This is a genomic window from Arthrobacter sp. K4-10C, assembly GCF_059090085.1.
Window position 1 is genome coordinate 199,674 of sequence record NZ_JBNHFI010000005.1, and the last position, 17,540, is coordinate 217,213.

General features: G+C 65.8%; 19 protein-coding genes. 9 read left to right on the forward strand and 10 right to left on the reverse strand.

The genetic code is table 11. The features are described from left to right. Position 1: 1 nt before the first annotated feature. Positions 2–1,129: a molecular chaperone DnaJ gene (gene dnaJ / locus AC5RUU_RS08675; RefSeq protein ID WP_493974796.1), complete on the reverse strand. Its 1,128-nt coding sequence runs from the start codon at positions 1,127–1,129 to the stop codon at positions 2–4. Positions 1,130–1,212: 83 nt separating this feature from the next. Next, on the reverse strand, positions 1,213–2,226 hold the full coding sequence (gene hrcA / locus AC5RUU_RS08680; RefSeq protein WP_493974797.1) for a heat-inducible transcriptional repressor HrcA: 1,014 nt from the start codon (positions 2,224–2,226) through the stop codon (positions 1,213–1,215). Positions 2,227–2,400: 174 nt separating this feature from the next. Here hrcA and AC5RUU_RS08685 point away from each other — a divergent pair, with 174 nt between their 5' ends. Both AC5RUU_RS08685 and AC5RUU_RS08690 read left to right on the forward strand, forming a co-directional pair. Then, a complete protein-coding gene (locus AC5RUU_RS08685) occupies positions 2,401–3,249 on the forward strand; it encodes a DUF3097 domain-containing protein (RefSeq protein WP_493974798.1) in 849 nt (282 codons plus the stop codon). A gap of 122 nt (positions 3,250–3,371) precedes the next feature. Continuing rightward, positions 3,372–3,791: a DUF4870 domain-containing protein gene (locus AC5RUU_RS08690; RefSeq protein ID WP_493974799.1), complete on the forward strand. Its 420-nt coding sequence runs from the start codon at positions 3,372–3,374 to the stop codon at positions 3,789–3,791. 57 nt (positions 3,792–3,848) lie between these two features. Here AC5RUU_RS08690 and hemW read toward each other — a convergent pair whose 3' ends face one another. Beyond that, a complete protein-coding gene (gene hemW, locus AC5RUU_RS08695; RefSeq protein WP_493974800.1) occupies positions 3,849–5,078 on the reverse strand; it encodes a radical SAM family heme chaperone HemW in 1,230 nt (409 codons plus the stop codon). 36 nt (positions 5,079–5,114) lie between these two features. Beyond that, positions 5,115–6,968 (reverse strand): translation elongation factor 4, encoded by a 1,854-nt coding sequence (lepA, locus tag AC5RUU_RS08700; RefSeq protein ID WP_493974801.1) that lies wholly within the window; start codon positions 6,966–6,968, stop codon positions 5,115–5,117. A gap of 179 nt (positions 6,969–7,147) precedes the next feature. On the opposite strand from lepA, the gene AC5RUU_RS08705 reads away from it, so the two are divergent. Both AC5RUU_RS08705 and rpsT read left to right on the forward strand, forming a co-directional pair. Beyond that, on the forward strand, positions 7,148–7,669 hold the full coding sequence (locus tag AC5RUU_RS08705; protein ID WP_493974802.1) for a type II toxin-antitoxin system PemK/MazF family toxin: 522 nt from the start codon (positions 7,148–7,150) through the stop codon (positions 7,667–7,669). A 169-nt stretch (positions 7,670–7,838) separates the two neighbouring features. Continuing rightward, the gene (gene rpsT / locus AC5RUU_RS08710) at positions 7,839–8,099 is read left to right on the forward strand and encodes a 30S ribosomal protein S20 (protein WP_493974803.1); all 261 of its coding nucleotides are present in this window, start codon (positions 7,839–7,841) and stop codon (positions 8,097–8,099) included. Between the two features lie 81 nt (positions 8,100–8,180). On the opposite strand, the gene holA is transcribed toward rpsT, so the two are convergent. After that, positions 8,181–9,197, reverse strand: a complete 1,017-nt coding sequence (gene holA / locus AC5RUU_RS08715) for a DNA polymerase III subunit delta (protein WP_493974804.1) — start codon at positions 9,195–9,197, stop codon at positions 8,181–8,183. Between the two features lie 348 nt (positions 9,198–9,545). Here holA and AC5RUU_RS08720 point away from each other — a divergent pair, with 348 nt between their 5' ends. The 5 genes from AC5RUU_RS08720 (at position 9,546) to AC5RUU_RS08740 (ending at position 12,138) form a co-directional block, all read left to right on the forward strand. Continuing rightward, on the forward strand, positions 9,546–9,881 hold the full coding sequence (locus tag AC5RUU_RS08720) for a PadR family transcriptional regulator (protein WP_493974805.1): 336 nt from the start codon (positions 9,546–9,548) through the stop codon (positions 9,879–9,881). Positions 9,882–10,105: 224 nt separating this feature from the next. Further along, a complete protein-coding gene (locus AC5RUU_RS08725; protein WP_493974806.1) occupies positions 10,106–10,534 on the forward strand; it encodes a hypothetical protein in 429 nt (142 codons plus the stop codon). 10 nt (positions 10,535–10,544) lie between these two features. Next, a complete protein-coding gene (locus tag AC5RUU_RS08730; protein WP_493974807.1) occupies positions 10,545–11,087 on the forward strand; it encodes a hypothetical protein in 543 nt (180 codons plus the stop codon). A gap of 470 nt (positions 11,088–11,557) precedes the next feature. Beyond that, positions 11,558–11,989 (forward strand): hypothetical protein, encoded by a 432-nt coding sequence (locus tag AC5RUU_RS08735; protein ID WP_493974808.1) that lies wholly within the window; start codon positions 11,558–11,560, stop codon positions 11,987–11,989. Then, a complete protein-coding gene (locus AC5RUU_RS08740; RefSeq protein WP_493974809.1) occupies positions 11,986–12,138 on the forward strand; it encodes a hypothetical protein in 153 nt (50 codons plus the stop codon). Before AC5RUU_RS08735 ends, AC5RUU_RS08740 begins: the two co-directional genes overlap by 4 nt. A gap of 104 nt (positions 12,139–12,242) precedes the next feature. Here the strand turns inward: AC5RUU_RS08740 and AC5RUU_RS08745 are convergent, their stop codons facing one another. The 5 genes from AC5RUU_RS08745 to AC5RUU_RS08765 form a co-directional block, all read right to left on the reverse strand. Next, on the reverse strand, positions 12,243–12,842 hold the full coding sequence (locus AC5RUU_RS08745) for a class I SAM-dependent methyltransferase (protein ID WP_493974810.1): 600 nt from the start codon (positions 12,840–12,842) through the stop codon (positions 12,243–12,245). 82 nt (positions 12,843–12,924) lie between these two features. Next, a complete protein-coding gene (locus AC5RUU_RS08750; RefSeq protein ID WP_493974811.1) occupies positions 12,925–13,047 on the reverse strand; it encodes a hypothetical protein in 123 nt (40 codons plus the stop codon). A 384-nt stretch (positions 13,048–13,431) separates the two neighbouring features. Then, positions 13,432–15,492, reverse strand: a complete 2,061-nt coding sequence (locus AC5RUU_RS08755) for a ComEC/Rec2 family competence protein (protein WP_493974812.1) — start codon at positions 15,490–15,492, stop codon at positions 13,432–13,434. Between the two features lie 29 nt (positions 15,493–15,521). After that, positions 15,522–16,442, reverse strand: a complete 921-nt coding sequence (locus AC5RUU_RS08760) for a ComEA family DNA-binding protein (protein ID WP_493974813.1) — start codon at positions 16,440–16,442, stop codon at positions 15,522–15,524. Between the two features lie 62 nt (positions 16,443–16,504). Further along, a complete protein-coding gene (locus tag AC5RUU_RS08765) occupies positions 16,505–17,485 on the reverse strand; it encodes a DegV family protein (protein WP_493974814.1) in 981 nt (326 codons plus the stop codon). Between the last annotated feature and the right edge of the window lie 55 nt (positions 17,486–17,540).

Here is a 17,540-nt window from a genome sequence, read left to right on the forward strand (position 1 = left end):
GCTACAGGTTACCGAGGCGGTCCCGGAGTTTGGCGAACATGCCGCCGCTCGCAGCCAGCTTGCCCTCGGTGATCTGCTCGCCGCGCAGCTTGGCCAGCTGCCGCAGCAGGTCTTCCTGGGCAGCATCCAATTTGGCCGGCGTCTCCACCTGCAGGTGCACCTTCAGGTCGCCACGGCCGTATCCGCGCAGATGGGTGACGCCCAGTCCGCGAAGGGTGATGATTTCGCCGGACTGCGTCCCGGGCTTGACGTCGATCTCCTGGGTTCCGTCGAAGGTTTCCAGGCTGACCTCGGTGCCGAGGGCAGCCGCCGTCATCGGAATGTTCAGGGTGGCGTGGAGGTCGTCCCCGTCGCGGACATACGTGGCGTCGTTGTTGACCCGGATCTCCACGTAGAGGTCGCCGGCAGGTCCGCCGGCGGGTCCCGCCTCGCCCTGGCCGGTCAACTGGATGCGGGTTCCGGTGGCCACGCCGGCAGGAACCTTGATCGTCAGGGAACGGCGGCTGCGGATGCGGCCCTGGCCACTGCACTCGTTGCAGGGGTCCTTGATGACGGTGCCGAAGCCTTCGCAGGTACCGCAGGGAGCAGCCGTCATGACCTGGCCGAGGATGGAGCGGACTGCCCTCTGGACCTGGCCGCTGCCGCCGCAGATGTCGCAGCGCTCCGGGTGGGTTCCCGGCCGGCAGCATGAGCCCTCACAGGTGGGGCAGGTAACCGCAGTGTCCACCTCGAGTTTCTTGTTGACACCGAACACGGCGTCGCGGAGGTCGATCCGGACGCTGATGAGCGCGTCCTGCCCGCGGCGGACCCGGGAGGCAGGACCGGTGGAACCGCCGGCGCCAAAGAAGGTGTCGAAGATGTCCTGGAAAGCGAAGCCCTGGCCTGCGTAGCTGCCGCCGCCGAACCCGTTGTCCGTGCCGTTTTCGTTGCCGGTGGTGTCATAGACACGCCGTTTCTGCGGGTCCGAGAGGACTTCGTACGCATGGGTGACTGCCTTGAAGCGGTCAGCAGCCTCCTCCCCCGGGTTGACGTCCGGGTGCAGGGTGCGGGCAAGCTTGCGGTAGGCCTTCTTGATTTCTTCTCCCGTGGCCTCCGGTGAGACTCCAAGGACGTCGTAGTGGCTGCTCAAAGTTGGTATCTCTTCCTTGTTGTACTGCTGCAGTGGGGGTGCCCTGGCGGCCGTCCGGCTGCGGTGGCAGCCGGACTGTCCGGTCAGGGTCCCAGGATCCGGGAAAGGTAGCGGGCGACGGCCCTGACGGCTGCCATCGTGGTGGGGTAGTCCATGCGGGTGGGTCCCAGCACACCTATCTTGGCTGCACTGTCCGGGCCGTACCCAGTAGCGACCACCGAGGCTTCGGCAAGGCCGTCATATGGGTTTTCCCGCCCGATGCTTACAGCGACGCCACGGTGGTCCTGCGCCATCTCGCTCAGCAGGCGCAGCATCACCACCTGTTCCTCCAGTGCTTCCAGCACCGGGCCGATGCTGAGCGGGAAATCCACGTTGGACCGCGCGAGGTTCGCCGTGCCCGCCATGACCATGCGTTCCTCGCGGCTGCTCTGCGCGAGGATCTCCAGCCCGTGGGCCAGCGCCTGCGCGGCCTGCCGCTGTCCCGGACTGACTGCGGAAACGACGGCGGGCAGGGACTGCGCCAGCTGGCCCAGCGGAGTTCCGGCGAGGGAACCGAGGAACCGGGTCCGCAGCGCTGCGAGTGCATCGTCGGCGAGGTCCTGCCCGACGTCGATAACCCGTTGCTCCACCTTGCCGCTGTTGGCGATAAGGACCACCAGGACTTTCCGGGGTGCCAGCAGGACAAATTCGATGTGGCGGATCAGGGCCCGGCTCAGGTGGGGGTACTGGACCACGGCCACCTGGTTGGTCAGTTGCGAGAGCAGGCGGACGGTCCGGTCCAGCACGTCGTCGAGGTCGTCGGAGCCTTCGAGCAGGGACTGGATGGCGCGGCGTTCCGCCTGCGACAACGGCTTCACGGCAGAAATCTGGTCCACGAACAGGCGATAGCCCTTGTCCGTGGGAATCCGGCCCGCGCTGGTGTGGGGCGCGGTGATGAGTCCTTCATCCTCCAGCGCGGCCATGTCGTTGCGGATTGTTGCACTGGATACGCCGAGATGATGCCTCTCCACCAGCGCCTTGGAACCGACCGGCTCGCGGGAGTGGACGTAGTCCTCCACGATTGCCCGCAGTACTTCCAGTTTGCGTGGCTCGCTCACACTCCACCTCCATCCAGGGTCAGGGCGGCTGCGCCGCCCCGTGCAAACCATCAGGCTTAGCACTCGACATGCCTAAGTGCTAACAGTCTATTATGCCTCGCCCCGTTGTTAGCATTGGTACCGCTCCGGGCGACCTTCCGGCGGCACTGATCTAGAGCTAGGCGGAGTCGATCCATGGATTACCAGAACTGGGGCCCCCGGGACATGTCCGCTCCCGTCCGCACCCAATTGCCCGAAGTGCCCGTTGAACGCGGAATGGTCCTGGAAGATGTCCAGTCCGGCTGGGTTGGCGCGGTAACCCGGGTGGAAAAGTCCGGCGGGATGCACGTTGTGGCCCTGGAGGACCGGCGCGGCAAATCACGCACCTTCAGGCTCGGCTTCGGCTTCCTTTTGGAAGGCCGAGCTATCCGGCTGATGCCGCCGGCACCGCGCCCGGCAACCGGCCCGGCCACCGGAAGGACGGCCTCGGGCTCCGTGCGGGTTGCAGGCCAGCGAGCCCAGGTCGCCAAGGCCAGCCGCATCTGGGTGGAGGGTAAACACGACGCCGAACTGGTGGAAAAGGTTTGGGGCGATGACCTCCGGGTGGAGGGTATCGTCGTCGAACCCCTGCACGGCATTGACGACCTCGCCGCAGCAGTGGCAGATTTCCGGCCCGGGCCGGGACGGCGGCTCGGCGTGCTCGTGGACCACCTGGTGCCCGATTCAAAGGAATCCCGCATTGCCGACGCCGTCATGGCGTCCCCAGGCGCGGCAGGAAATGTCCTGATCGTGGGCCACCCCTACGTGGATGTGTGGCAAGCCATCCGGCCGACGGTGCTGGGGATCGAACAATGGCCTGTGGTGCCCCGCGGCCAGGATTGGAAGACCGGTATCCTCGCCGCTTTCGGCTGGCCTCATGCCACCAAGGAGGACATTGGGCTGGGCTGGCAGAAGCTGCTGGGCGCCGTCCGCAGCTACGCGGACCTGGAGGCGTCACTGCTGGGCCGTGTCGAGGAAGTGATTGACTTCCTTACTGTTCCCTGAGTGGGGAGCCAACGGACCGATAGCCAGTATTCTTGGTACTGCAGGTCCTGCCGCACTGTTGCAGGCGCGGCGGGGCAACACCGGCATTCCGCACTATTTTGCACTCTCGAAGGAAACTTACCGTGGCAGAAAACGCACGTGATCATAGGGACAGCCAGGGCGGCGCCGGTCGGTCCGAATACCACGGTGTCCCGGCGAACGCGCTGCCCCTGACGGCCAGCGAGGACCGCCAGTGGGCCACACTGGCGCACTTCGGGGGGATCCTCGGATGTGTCCCTGCGCTGCTGATTTTCCTGATTTTCCGTGACCGCGGACCGTTTACCGCCCAGGAATCCAAGGAAGCGCTGAACTTCAGCCTTCCGCCCACCATCGCGGCCGTGGTGGCAAACATCCTGGTGTTCATCCCCGTGATCGGAAACATCTTTGCCGTCATCGCCACCCTGATCTGGATCGCCCTGACGTGCTTCTCCGTGGCCGCCGGCATCCACGTGAACCGCGGCCAGCCGCACCGGTATCAGTACAACCTGCGCTGGATCAAGTAATCCCCACCGGCTCCCAGCCCTCGCAGGCTCGGGCCGGGACCCTCGCCGGCGTGGGGACTAGTCAGGGAGGAGGCGGCGGACCACCGCGTCGGCCAGCAGGCGCCCCTTCAGGGTGAGGACGAGTTTCCCCCGGAATGCCGCAGCCGGATCCACCAGGCCGTCGGCGATCAATCCGGCAATTTCATGCCGTCCTGCCGCGCTCAGGGTGGCGACATCAAGGCCTGCCTGGAGGCGGGCCTCCAGCATGATGCGTTCAACGTTCCGGGTTTCCCGGTCCAGCGTTTCCCTTCCGGCAGCCGGTGACACACCCTGCGCGAGGCGACCGGCGTAGGCAGTCGGATGCTTGACGTTCCACCACCGGATTCCGCCCACATGGGAATGCGCGCCGGGGCCGATCCCCCACCAGTCGTCGCCCCGCCAGTAGGCGAGGTTGTGCCGGCATGCCTGCTCAGGGGTGCGGGCCCAGTTGCTGACCTCGTACCAGCCCAGCCCGGCTTCGGTGATGAGCTGGTCGGCGAGTTCATACTTGTCGGCGTGGTCGTCGTCGTCGATTTCCGGGACTTCGCCGCGGCGGATCTGGGCGGCGAGCTTGGTGCCGTCCTCGACGATCAGCGCGTAGGCGCTGATGTGGTCGGGCTGGTAGGACAATGCAGTCTCAAGGGAGTACCGCCAGTCGTCCAGGGACTCCCCGGGGGTTCCGTAGATCAGGTCCAGGCTCACGGCAAGTCGGGCCTCCCGTGCCCACTGCACCACCTGGGGCACCCGGCTGGGGGCGTGGGTACGGTCCAGGACCTTCAACACATGCGGAACCGCCGACTGCATGCCGAAAGACACCCGTGTGAAGCCGGCGGCCTTGAGGACCGCGAGGGATTCAGGCGTCACGGAGTCCGGGTTGGCTTCGGTGGTGACCTCCGCGCCCTCCTCGATGCCCCACTCGTCGATTGCCGCCCGGAGGATCAGCGCGAGGTCGTCCGCAGGGAGCAGGGTGGGTGTCCCGCCGCCGAAAAACACGGTGCTGAGCTTTCGCGCGGGAACCCCGGACCCTGCCAGCACGGCGGCGGCAAACGAGACCTCGGAGGCAGCCGTCCGGGCGTAGGCGTCCTGTGACGCGCCGCCGCCGAGCTCGGTGGCCGTGTAGGTATTGAAGTCGCAGTACCCGCAGCGCACGGCGCAGAAGGGTATGTGAACGTACAGCCCGAACGCACGGCCCGCCGCGCCTTCCGCTGCCTGGGCAGGCAGCAGGCCGTCCGGCGGCGCCGGGTCGCCCAGGGGAAGAACGCTAGGCATTGCTGCGGCCCTTTGTGCATGCGGCCACTGTCATCACTACTTCTTGGCCTTGTCCTTGGACTCGTCGGTGGTCAGCGCGGCGATGAAGGCTTCCTGGGGGACCTCCACGCGGCCCACCATCTTCATGCGCTTCTTGCCTTCCTTCTGCTTCTCGAGCAGCTTGCGCTTCCGGGAAATGTCGCCGCCGTAGCACTTGGCGAGCACATCCTTGCGGATGGCGCGGATACTTTCGCGCGCGATGATCCGGGAACCGATGGCGGCCTGGATGGGAACCTCGAACTGCTGCCTTGGAATGAGCTCGCGCAGCTTGCCGGTCATCATCACGCCGTATGCGTAGGCCTTGTCCTTGTGGGTGATGGCGCTGAAGGCGTCCACCTGCTCGCCCTGGAGCAGGATGTCAACCTTGACCAGGTCGGCCACCTGTTCGCCGTCGGCCTTCCAGTCCAGCGACGCGTAGCCGCGGGTCTTGGATTTGAGGATGTCAAAGAAGTCGAAGACGATCTCGGCGAGCGGGATCCAGTACCGCAGTTCCACGCGGTCCTCGGAAAGGTAGTCCATGCCCTTCATCTGCCCGCGCCGGCCCTGGCAGAGCTCCATGATGGCTCCGACAAACTCGTTCGGGGCGAGGATTGTCGCGGACACCATGGGTTCGCGGACTTCCCGGATTTTTCCGGCCGGGAACTCGCTGGGGTTGGTGACGGTCAGGACAGTCTTGTCCTCAAGGGTCACTTCGTATACCACGTTAGGTGCGGTTGAGATGAGGTCCAGGTTGAATTCACGCTCGAGGCGTTCGCGGACGATCTCCAGGTGCAGCAGGCCCAGGAAGCCCACGCGGAAGCCGAAACCCAGCGCAGCTGACGTTTCGGGCTCATAGACCAGGGCGGCGTCGTTGAGCTTGAGCTTGTCCAGGGCATCGCGCAGCACCGGGTAATCGGTCCCGTCCAGCGGGTAAAGCCCGGAGAACACCATAGGCTTGGGATCCGCATAGCCGCTGAGGGATTCCGACGCCGGCTTGGCAAGGTTGGTGACAGTGTCACCCACCTTGGACTGGCGGACGTCCTTCACACCGGTGATGAGGTAGCCCACCTCGCCGACCCCGAGCCCCTTGGATGGCGTGGGTTCCGGTGAGCTGACGCCGATCTCAAGGAGTTCGTGCGAGGCCTTGGTGGACATCATCTGGATGCGCTCGCGCGGATGCAGCATCCCGTCCACCACACGGACATAGGTCACCACGCCGCGGTAGGTGTCGTAGACGGAGTCGAAGATCATTGCGCGGGCCGGTGCGTCCGCGTTGCCCACGGGCGACGGAAGGTCGGTGACGATCTTGTCCAGCAACGCCTCAACGCCTACGCCGGTCTTTCCGGAAACCAGGAGGACATCCTCCGGGTCGCCGCCGATAAGGTTGGCCAGCTCGGCCGCGTACTTCTCTGGCTGCGCGGCCGGAAGGTCAATCTTGTTGAGCACCGGAATGATGGTGAGGTCGTTCTCCATCGCCAGGTAGAGGTTCGCCAGCGTCTGCGCCTCGATGCCCTGCGCCGCATCCACCAGCAGGACGGCGCCTTCGCACGCAGCCAGGGACCGGGAAACCTCATACGTGAAGTCGACGTGGCCAGGTGTGTCGATCATGTTCAGGGCGTAGCTCACGCCGTCGACTTCCCATGGCATCCGGACGGCCTGGGACTTGATGGTGATGCCGCGCTCACGCTCGATATCCATCCGGTCCAGGTACTGGGCCTTCATGTCGCGTGCCTGCACCACTCCGGTGGACTGCAGCATGCGGTCAGCCAGAGTGGACTTGCCGTGGTCAATGTGCGCGATGATGCAGAAATTCCGAATGATGGCCGGATCTGTCGCGGCGGGCACCGGGGCGGTGCGGGCCATGGGAGACACGCAGGGGTCCTTACTGTTGGCATTCACGCGGCATGCCGGCAGGCGCACCCATATAAGGTCGCCGCGGTCCAGCCGCACTTCGTCAACTTCAAGTGTCCCACGTCCGGGCCCGTGGCACCGCATCCCTGCCGCGGTTGTGCGTTCAGGTCCCCCGCGGAGCAGGGCTGTAGGGTGGCGGGATGGCTTTCAATCTGCGTGCCTTGGGAAACGCCGTCCGAAGCGGCCTTCGGCTGCTGGGGGCTGGTGGCCCCACCGCGTCCGGGGATCCTGTTGCCCGGGAGCCGGGTGGCCTTGACACTTTTCCCTACCCAGGGGATTTCCGCGGGCGTTCCACCGTCAGGTATGCGCCGAACCCCGACGGCGAACCGGACCCTGGTGAAGTGGTGTGGACCTGGGTTCCGTACGAGGAGGACCCGTCCCGTGGAAAGGACCGCCCCGTCCTGCTGGTTGGACGCAGCGGGCCGTACCTGCTGGGGCTGATGCTTACGAGCAAGGATCGGGTTCCGGCAGCATCGGCCTTCGGTGACTATGTGGACCTGGGCGTTGGCGGCTGGGACCGCCAGGGCAGGGCAAGTGAGGCCAGGCTGGACCGCATCATCCAGCTCAGGCCAGGGGACATCCGCCGGGAAGGTGCCGTGCTGGCGCAAAGCCGCTTTGAGGACGTGGCCGCCGGGCTGCGCCGGCGACACGGCTGGACGTAGCTTTCGGAATGGCCAGGCGCGTGGCTGACCTGCTATTCTTTATAGCTGTGTGTCCGTGCAGGTCGACGGCCACTGATGGTTGGCCGCCATAGGTATCCCCACGCCGCTCAGTCAATGGCCAGCCTGAAAGCCCTCTAGACCATTTCCGCATTAAAAAGAGAGTTCACACGTGGCGAATATCAAGTCCCAGAAGAAGCGCATCCTGACCAACGAGAAGGCTCGCCTGCGCAACAACGCAGTCAAGTCCGAGCTGAAGACGGCCATCCGCGCCGTCAACACCGCCGTCGAGTCCACGGACAAGGATGCTGCTGCTACTGCCCTGATCGTTGCCAGCCGCAAGCTGGACAAGGCTGTCAGCAAGGGTGTTCTGCACAAGAACAACGCAGCAAACCGCAAGTCGGCGATCTCCAAGAAGGTCAACGCACTGTAAGGTTTCCAGTTCCTTTGAGCTGATGGTTGTGGCCGGTACCCTCGGGTACCGGCCACATGCCTTTAAGCGTCACTTCTTGCCTTACCGGCCCTGGACGGACATCGCTATGACCGTCACTGCGTGCTCGACGGCAAAAACGGGGTCGCGGGACAACCCTTTGACCTGCGCATCAGCCTCCGCTGTGGCCTGGATGGAGCGAACCAGCCCCTCCGGAGTCCAGCGCCGGACATCACGCTGCGCCTGTTCCACCAGCCAGGGCTGCATGCCCAGTTCCGCGGCTATCTGTGCCGCGGAGCCCGATGCCCCGGCAACCCGGGCCACCGTGCGCAGCTTGGCTGCCAGGGCAGCCACGAGGGGTACCGGATCCGCTCCGGTGGCGAGGGCATGGCGAAGCGTGGAAAGTGCCAATGGCCCGTTTCCTGCCATCGCCGCGTCGGCCACCTTGAAGGCTGTGGCTTCGATCCGGCCCCCGTAGTAGCGGTCCACTACCTCGGACGTCACGGTGGTTCCTGCGTCGGCTATCAGCTGGTTGCATGCCGCCGCGAGTTCGGAAAGATTGGTCCCGACCGCATTGACCAGGGCAAGGACAGCGTCCTGCTCAATCCTTCGGCCGGCGGCCTTGAACTCCGTGGACACGAACGCCATCTTGTCGGTATCTTTCTTGAGCGGCTGGCATTCCACCACTGGCCAGCCACCTTTTCGGATGGCGTCGAGGAGCTTCTTGCCGCGCGCTCCCCCGCGGTGCCAGAGGACCAGGACGGCGTCCGGTTCCGGTTGCCCCAGGTAGCGCAGGGCGTCGGCCAGGAAGGCATCGTTCATTGCTTCGACGCCTTCGACTTCGATCAGCTTGCTTTCCCCGAACAGCGACGGGCTGACCTGCATCAGCAGGGTTCCCGCCTCGTAAGCGGCGGCGTTGATGCGGCTGACTTCCACGTCTGGCGAAACCGCCCGGACCTTGGAACGGATGCTGTCCATGGCCCTGATGCCCAGATATTCCTCGGGACCGCTGACCAGGACGATGGGTGCTGGGGCTGCCTCGCGCCAGGTGGCGGCATTCGACGCCGCGGAACGGGTTGCTCGCTTTTGCGCAAAGGCCATCGGGGATCCCTTCGGGAAATTTCTGTGGAGTAAACCAGCCTGCCATGTCCTGCCCCCCGGTCAAAGCTGCAAGTGCACCCTAAGGCCCCCACCTGCCGCTCCAGCAGCACAAGAAGCTCCACCGTGAGCCGGTGCGCCGCGGGAACATGTGCACAACGTGCCGGGAGGTGCCGCCGTCTGGCTGTGTGTTGAACCGGGATCACACGCCAAATGGCATCAGCAGCCCCAACGATAAATTTAACAACATGCTGTCCAAAGAGTGGCCGCACGACATCCCCGCCTCGCGGCCCTGAGATACAAAAAGAGAACCAGTGTTGACTTCTAAATCTATATAGCTAGATTTATTGCATGGAGAACTTGGGGCGGGTCACACCGGCCACGGCACTGGTCCTTGAGGCCCTGTTGTCCGCGGACAGTGTGTGGGGGCTGCAGATCGTGAAGGACGTCGGCAAGAAACCTGGCACGGTTTATCCGATTCTGGACCGCCTTGAAGCTGCCGGCTGGATCCACGGCGAATGGGACTCTGCCCAGGAGCGCAAAGGCCCCCGCCGGCGCTACTACCGACTGCTGGCTGAAGCGCGCCTTCTGGCACAGGACTACGTGAACACGCACCGGGCCAAGGTCCGGACGTCCACGACCAGACCTTCACCGGCAACGTCTGAGGGCCAGTGGCAGGGGGCGTGAAGTTCACCGAGGCGGTGCTTGCTTTGTCCGTGGCACTGACCCCGGTTCGTCTCAGAGACGTTCGCGAGGAGCATTGGCGAGCCGACCTGCGCGACGGACCGGCAATGGGCATCTCCGCGAAGTCGGTGCTTTTAGGGGCCCTGTGTTCATCAGCAACAGCAAGAAATCACGAGTTGCTTCAACGCGGCGGCAAGGTGCTCTCGCGCGTCAAAAAGGGGGAAAAGATGAAACTGGTACTGGGCAAAGCCAGTGCGGCTGCAATCCTGGTCGCCGGCGCCGCCGTCGGCATGCAAGCGAACCTCTCCAACACAGAGACGCCGGTGCCCCGTACACCTGTGGCGGACCGTCCGATCGGCGGCTACGAGGGGTGGTGGAACTCAACCCCTGTTTCCGGCCGTGCAGAAGGCCTTCCCCAGGAAACCGTGACCGTGGACACCCGCACTGGCACCATCGTCGATGCCTTCAACAGGGCGAAAAACAGCACCCTGATCTCAGACGTTGACTACGACCTTGTTCCCGACCCCTCCTGGCCGGCCAACTCCATCGTCGTCATCGACACCACGTCGGGCAATGTCATCGAGGACTTCGTGGTCGACGAGAGGGGCGTCCCCCTTGATGAGAACGGACGCCCTCTTGGCTCGAGTGCAGGATAGGGAACTCCAGATGCAGCAGGAACACCGCCCGTGGACCTTCGCCGCGGCGTGCGTCATGGTCGCTGCGCTGACGCTCCTGGTGTTCGGCCTGACTCGGGGTTCGGGGATCGAGCTGTTGCCCTGGTACGCGGCCGCCTACCTGCTGATCGGCGGTTGCATCTTCGGCCCCGCCAGGAAAGTCCCGTCGCTGATTCAGGCCGTAGCGTTCTTGCTGCCCGGCGTACTCCTCGTCGTGCTGGCGCTCCTGAACTTGGGCTTCTGGTGCGGCGGCTGGCTGCTCGGGCTGCCGGCTTGGGGCCTGCTGCTGAGCCGATGGGGTCAGCTGACGGCAGGATCATCAGAGAGAGATTATCGGCGCCGCTTCTGGACGTTTGTTGCCTGCGTAGCCCCTTCCACCGGGCTCGCTCTCACACCACTCTTCAGCAGCCATGCTGCCGAAAGACACCGCAGCGGGATAAGAGGCCGCAATGAGCAGCGCGAGGGCCGCCGCCAGCCACAACCAGCGCATGCGCCGCGTGGTGCTCTTTCTAATCCTCGAGTAGGCCACCACTGACAGGACGCCCGACGGCACGACCAGCAAAACAAACCACATGGTCCTCCCCGAGGCGCCGGGGGAAAACGCAGAAATTCCGGCCACCACGATCCAAAGCAAGGCCCAGGGAGCCAAGAGCACCAGCGCCCCGATGTATGCAACTCTGAAACCTGTCCCCGAAGTCCTCACCTGGCTGTCCAGCGCTCTACTCACCCTGTCAGTTTAGGTGCGGCAAAGATCGGAAGTTGCGACGACCGTTCCCGAGAACCGGCCGCCGGAGACTCAGGACAGCCTGCTTCCCGGATTAGACTGGCGGGTAACGACGGATTGGGGGATCCAGGGCGGCGGCGCCGTCACTCCGCCGGTCGGTCGCAGCCAGCGAACCCGAGGATAACCGTGACCTTCTTCCAGGACTACCCGATTCCGGCACCAGTTCCCCGTCCGAGGCTGCCAAAGTCTTCTCGACTGGATGCCTCTTTGAGGTGTCGTGGATGTTCCGGCGCACTGGTCAGGATGACCGGCAGTGGTCGGATCTGAATGCGGTATTCCATCGCGGCGGGCCGCACATGCGGAACGGGATCGTTTCAGTCGATTCCGTCCTTCTCTTCGGCGTGCAGTTCCCGGACGGCGCCAGGGCGACCACCTCTTCCCAGGCCATGAACGGACAATTCATGCACATGGGCCAAGAACCGGAGGCGCCCGTCTTTGAATTCCGGGGGAAGGGCGGCAGTAGTAACGATGACGAAATGGGCGGCACCGGATCGCTTTGGCTGTGGCCGCTACCGCCGGCCGGGGACCTTCGGCAGGTTGCCCAGTGGACAGACATGGGCATGGCGGAAAGCGCCCTCGTCCTTGACGGCGGAGAGCTGCGCACCGCCGCTGCGCGAGCACAGCAGCACTGGCAGGAGATTCCGGGGCCATGAGTGACCTGAACGCCCTCGTCCTGGCCATTGTCTTCGCAGCCACCTCCTTCTACGTCCTCTACGGCGTCATCAGGGCCGCAGTCCGTGACGGCATCATCCAGGCACACGAGCGGCGGGCGGAAGCAGAACCAAGACTTGCAGGCACGTGAGCCGGCCGGACACAGCGCGGAAGCACCGTTTCCACCTGTTTGGACCGCGGCCACAACGAGCGCCATGGAAAGCGCAGGCCGCACCGCCAGTCGCCTTCGATGCTTCATCGGGCAATGGCAGCAATAGCTGCGTGTGGCCGGCTGCCGTGATCATGGCGCGTTTCTATGTCCAGGACCTCGAACCCGGCATCCTGCAACAGCCAACCCATCTTGTCCACCGACCAGTAATAGGCCTTGGTAACTGCATGGTCGATCGGCTCAGCAGACGCGCCCTCGAAGAATCCAACAAGCAGGCGCCCTTGTGGCCTGAGAACGCGACGGACCTCAACGAGAACCTGGGGTAGCTCCGTCGGGGCCAGATGAATCAGTGAATACCATGCGAGCACGCCATCAACGCTTTCTTCAGCCAGGTCGAGGGTACCGAGCGAACAGACCCGGAAGGATACCTCCGGGAACCGGGTACGGGCTTTCTCTATGAATTTAGGAACGAGGTCTAGACCGGAAATGTTGACACCCCGCTTGTGCAGAAAGTCCGTCCAATGCCCTGGGCCGCACCCCGCGTCGATGACCGGTCCGCTTATCTCCCCAGCCCATCGCTCTATGCGGCGCCGGTCAAGCTCATGCATGTCCTCTATAGAACCTAGAACACTGGTGTACTCCGCTGCGCGTGCGGCGTAAGCGCCGCGAACCTGATCGTCAGTCACTCAATGAGTCTAGGGAAGCCGCCTCTGTCCCAAGCCACGTCCTAGGCAAGGGCTTGCTCCCAGCTCACTTGATTCTGTAGGACTATTCAGCTGCAGCACCCCAGTGATCGCCGTGGCCACCGGCGTACATGTCGGCCCAAGGCTGGAACCCGGTCTCGTGCGAGGACTTCAGGAGGTTGTACATGGCGGCCGTTCGTTTCGCCATAGCCTCAGGCAACGCCTTCGGGTGGGCCTTGGATGCCTGCCCCGGGCTGTCCTGCACATCATGCGGTCACCGTTGTCCAGGGCGATCGGGGCGACCGTACGCCGTAGGCTGTGCGGACTGAGCTGTCCATCGACGCCGGCCCAGCCCTTTGCGGTCCTGCGCCCCCGCGCTGGATGCTCAGCGCCCCGTGGACTGCGTCGTGGCTGTAACTGGATGTCGTAGCGCCCCAGGCTTCACTGATCCGGACCCGGTGAACAGCAGCACCTCCACCAGCGCGTTGGAGCAGAGTCCGTCTGCCTTTGCCGGTCCCGTGCAGACGGCCACCGCCCGGGAGCTTCTTGCCCCGAACAGCGACGGTCTGACCTGCATCAGCAATGTTCCGCTTCACGCCCTGCCGCCTTGACGCGGCTCACTTCCACATGCGGAGCCGCTGCCCGGACGTGTGCGCGGTTGCTGTCCATGGCCCTGAACCCAGGTACTCCTCGGGACCGCTGACCAGGACGAAGGGTGCCGGGGCCGCCTCGCGCCAGGCGGCGGCTTTCGACGCCGCGGAACGGGTTCCCCGCTTCTGCGGCGCTCCAGCAGCAAAAGAAGCTCCACCGTGAGCCGGTGTGCCGCGAGAACCATGCCCACAACGTTCCGGGGACGTGCCGCTGTCCACACAGCAGCAACAGTCAGCACCGACAACAGCAGCATGGACAGCAGCCCGAATACACCCTCCGGCCAGGGAAGCGACGCACCGGGAAGCTGCGCGGCGAACCGCGCCGTACCCGCAACCCCGGCGCTGAAAGTTCCCGCCACCGCGATGAGTATGATGGCCGGCCAGGGCGCCAGGAGCACGAGGGGAACCGCCCCCGTTCCCAGCAGGGTCACCGGCGCCACCAGGGGCGAAGCGGCAACGTTGGCCAGGAGTGAATACGTCGAAAACTGGGGCTGCAGCAGCACAATGACGGGCCCGCACAGCAACTGTGCGGACAGCGGCACGGCCACGGCCGCGGCCGCCCAGCGCGGAATGGTGGGTGAAATCCAATCGATAATGCGCCTACCCAGGACAATGATCCCCAGAGTGGCCAGGACGGAAAGCAGGAACCCAAAACTGGCACCGAGCCCCGGGTCCACCAAGAGGAGTCCAATAACAGCCAGGCAGAGGAAACTCAGTCCCCGCCCGGTCCGGCCGCCGGCCAGTGCAGCCACCGCCACCGCTCCCATCACCGCTGCCCGCAGGACGCTGGCGTCCGGACCGACCAGGATCACAAACAAGCCCAGCCCGGCCAGCGCCACTGCTGCCGCGGGGACGCGTGGCAACCGTACCCTCCGGCCGGCAAGCAGCAGCGCGCCGAGGACCAGGCTGCAGTTGGCCCCGCTGACCGCGGTCAAATGCGTCATGCCGACTGTCTTCATGGAGTTTTCCAGCCCCTCGTCCAAGGCGCTGGTATCCCCGGTGACCATGCCTGGCAGGAGGCCTGCGGCATCTGGCGGCAGGAACGCGGAAGCGTTGACAAACCGCGTCCGCAACTCCTTGGCCGCCGTCTGCAGCCCGGAGCCGCCGGCAGGAGTGCCAGGAGCGGAGGAGGCGGAAAGCGTGCCTGCCTCGAACCGACCGGGCTCTGCGGGGCGAAGCTTTCCAGCGGCCCGTACGGCCTGGCCCGGCACCAGGGTTCCCCAGCTGCCACCACCCATGACCATCAACTGTGCGCGGGTCCGGAGCACCACGCCCCCGGTGGCGACCTCCTGCGTCCATACGGGCACCGACCAACGCGCCGGAGGGCCTGCCTGCCCGGGGGTACCGAGGGCACGGGGCGCCCCGGCCACCTCGACAACGGCCACCACGGACTTGCTGGAGGCTATCGCGTCGGCAAGGGGGCCATCAAACCGCTGGCTGGAGGCTACGGAGGAATGGGCCACGGCGGCGGCGGCCAACAGGAGTGCAACGGCCGTGGTGGCCTGGAAGCTGCGCCGGGCCGGCGGCCGGACGGCCCGGCGGCAGTCTCGGGAGAGCCGCACCAGCAGAGCTACGGCCAGGCTGACCAGGCCCAGACAGAGAATCGCCAGTGCCTGCGGCGGCATCCAGAGCCCGGCAAGGGAGGCACCCCAGACCATGGCGGCGGGAAAGGCAAGGCGGAGATCGGTGCGCCGGCGGGGTGACTCGCTGCCGGCCTCGCTGGCATTTCCGGGGCCGCTTCCCGCAGCATGCTTACTCCGGGACCCGGCTATCTTGTTCCGGTGCCCGGGGAGGCTCCGCCGGTACGTCCTGGCCAGCCGAAGTGTCCGTTCGTGCTGCGGCCCCTCCCCCGGGCCGTGCCCGGAGCTGGCACCGGCTCGCTTCGCGTTCCTGTCCTCTACGCCCGCCGCACCGGTATGGGCGGCATGAGTGCCGCCGTTGACGGCAGACGCCACGTAACGGCTCCACGGGCTGGCCTTCCGCGCCCGTGCACCGCTAGCCATAGCGCGGTCCGTTCAGCCGCTGCCGCACGTCACACCGTCACCAATGGCAGCAACGCCTCGAGCATCTTGGGGCCCACCCCGTCTACGGCGTCAAGCTCCTCCACGCTCTTGAACGGACCGTGTTCCCCGCGCCAGTCCACGATCCGCTGGGCCAGCACGGGCCCTACCTTGGGCAGGGCATCAAGCTCGGCCGCTCCTGCGGTGTTGATGTTGATCTTGGGTCCGCCGGCACCCGGCTCACCGGGGATGCCGGCCGTCGGACCGGCCATTCCAACGGGCTCCGAACCCGGCGGCATGTCTTCGCCGTGGCGGGGGACATGGATCTTTTGGGCATCCTGGATAACCAGGGCCAGGTTGAGGCGGTTCATGTCAGCATCCGGGGTTCCGCCACCGGCAGCGTAAATGGCTTCATGCACACGGCTCCCTGCCGGCAGGTGCACCACGCCGGGTGCGGCAACTGCGCCGGCAACATGGACCACCACCGGGCTCGAAGGATCACCCGCGGGTTGTGTCCCGCCAGGTCCGCCGGCATTCGCCGGCGGACCCACATCTTCTTCCTTTCCGGCCTTCCCCTGTTGTCCAGCACCGTCCAACGCCGGGACGTCCGGACCGACGCCGCTCAAAGGCAGGATCTCCGGCCGGCCGGAGGTGGTCTGCCACCAGAAAAACGCCCCCGCGACGACGGCAAGGATGCCCACGAGGACGGCGGCACGCATTCCCAGCCGCCAGCGCACTGCCGGCCCCGGCCCCGCAGGCATGCCGTCCCCGCCGTCCGCTCCAGCCTCCAGGCCACACGCGTCCTGCGGAGCTTCTTCGGTTCCCCGGTACTCGAACGCACGCTCTCCTTCGCCATCTGCCAGAAGCCCCCGGGGCCCGCCAAGGGTTGCCTGCAGGCGGGCCCTGGCATGGCGCGCCGAATGACCTGCTGCTCCAGCATCCCGGCGTGACATGCCTTCACGGTAGGGAAAGCCGGGCGAAGAGCAACAGGTCCGGAAGCGGCTATGTGGACAGGCTACGGAGACGGGGGCCTGGAGCTACCGCCGGCAGCGTCCCGGCCGACGATGACGGCCAGGACACCCAGTCCGGCGTGCGCCGCCAGAACTGCCGGCAGCGAGCTGATCTGCGCGGGCGGGCATGCAGGAAGTGCTGCTGCCAGCCTTTCCGCCAGGCTCTCGGCTTCCTCCGGATTCCCGAAGTGGTGGACTGCCAGCCGGACAGGCGGACCAGGTTGGCTCGCGGCCTCGGCAGCGACGATCTCCTCCAGCCGGGCCACCGCCCTGGCCGCTGAGCGTACCTTCTCCAGCGGAACAATTTTGCCGCCGTCCACGGCAAGGATGGGCTTGATGGCCAGCATAGTGCCCAGCAGGGATGCCGCCGGGCCGATCCGCCCGCCGCGCCTGAGCTGTTCCAGGCTGGGAACGTAGAAGTACACCTTGGTCCGTTCAGCCTGGGCAGCCGCGGCAGAGGCGGCGCGGGCTGCGTCAGCACCGGACGCGGCAGCCGCCACGCCGGCCTGGACAGCCATGCCCAGCGCCATGCCCACGGTCCGTGAGTCAACTACCTCCACCGGGATGTCCACACGTGCCGCGGCCAGGCGGGCTGCGTCCGTCGTACCCGAGAGCTCCCCGGAAATGTGGATTGAGACCACCTCGTCGTACCCTTTGCGCTGTGCGGCACGGTACGCCTGCTCGAACTGGCCGGGAGATGGCCGGGACGTCTTGACCGGAGTCCCCGCGGCCAGTGCCAGCGCTATGGTTTCCAGGATGTCGTCTTCACCCTCGCCATAGATCTCCGCTCCAACCATGACAGGCATGGGGATGACGGTAAGCAGTCCTTCTGCCCCGAGCCCGGCCACCCAAGTCGCCGGCAGGGCTGCCGCGGAGTCCGTCACCACCGCGGTGCGTGCGACGGCGGCGCCCGGCTTGGGTGCGGGGCGGAGTCCCGCCAGGCGGGCACGGAACCAGGGCCAGGCGGCTGCATGACTATCGGGCAAGGAGCCTCCTGGTGTCGATGGCCGGCCACCGGAGTTGTCCGGCGGCCGGTGCTGC

Excerpts from the sequence above, each read along its gene's own strand:
- AC5RUU_RS08685 (WP_493974798.1), top strand. The coding sequence starts at position 2,401 with ATGGATTACCAGAACTGGGGCCCCCGGGACATGTCCGCTCCCGTCCGC.
- hemW (WP_493974800.1), bottom strand. The coding sequence starts at position 5,078 with ATGCCTAGCGTTCTTCCCCTGGGCGACCCGGCGCCGCCGGACGGCCTG.
- AC5RUU_RS08705 (WP_493974802.1), top strand. The coding sequence starts at position 7,148 with ATGGCTTTCAATCTGCGTGCCTTGGGAAACGCCGTCCGAAGCGGCCTT.
- holA (WP_493974804.1), bottom strand. The coding sequence starts at position 9,197 with ATGGCCTTTGCGCAAAAGCGAGCAACCCGTTCCGCGGCGTCGAATGCC.
- AC5RUU_RS08720 (WP_493974805.1), top strand. The coding sequence starts at position 9,546 with ATGGAGAACTTGGGGCGGGTCACACCGGCCACGGCACTGGTCCTTGAG.
- AC5RUU_RS08725 (WP_493974806.1), top strand. The coding sequence starts at position 10,106 with ATGAAACTGGTACTGGGCAAAGCCAGTGCGGCTGCAATCCTGGTCGCC.
- AC5RUU_RS08730 (WP_493974807.1), top strand. The coding sequence starts at position 10,545 with ATGCAGCAGGAACACCGCCCGTGGACCTTCGCCGCGGCGTGCGTCATG.
- AC5RUU_RS08735 (WP_493974808.1), top strand. The coding sequence starts at position 11,558 with ATGTTCCGGCGCACTGGTCAGGATGACCGGCAGTGGTCGGATCTGAAT.
- AC5RUU_RS08740 (WP_493974809.1), top strand. The coding sequence starts at position 11,986 with ATGAGTGACCTGAACGCCCTCGTCCTGGCCATTGTCTTCGCAGCCACC.
- AC5RUU_RS08750 (WP_493974811.1), bottom strand. The coding sequence starts at position 13,047 with ATGGCGAAACGAACGGCCGCCATGTACAACCTCCTGAAGTCCTCGCAC.
- AC5RUU_RS08755 (WP_493974812.1), bottom strand. The coding sequence starts at position 15,492 with ATGGCTAGCGGTGCACGGGCGCGGAAGGCCAGCCCGTGGAGCCGTTAC.
- AC5RUU_RS08760 (WP_493974813.1), bottom strand. The coding sequence starts at position 16,442 with ATGTCACGCCGGGATGCTGGAGCAGCAGGTCATTCGGCGCGCCATGCC.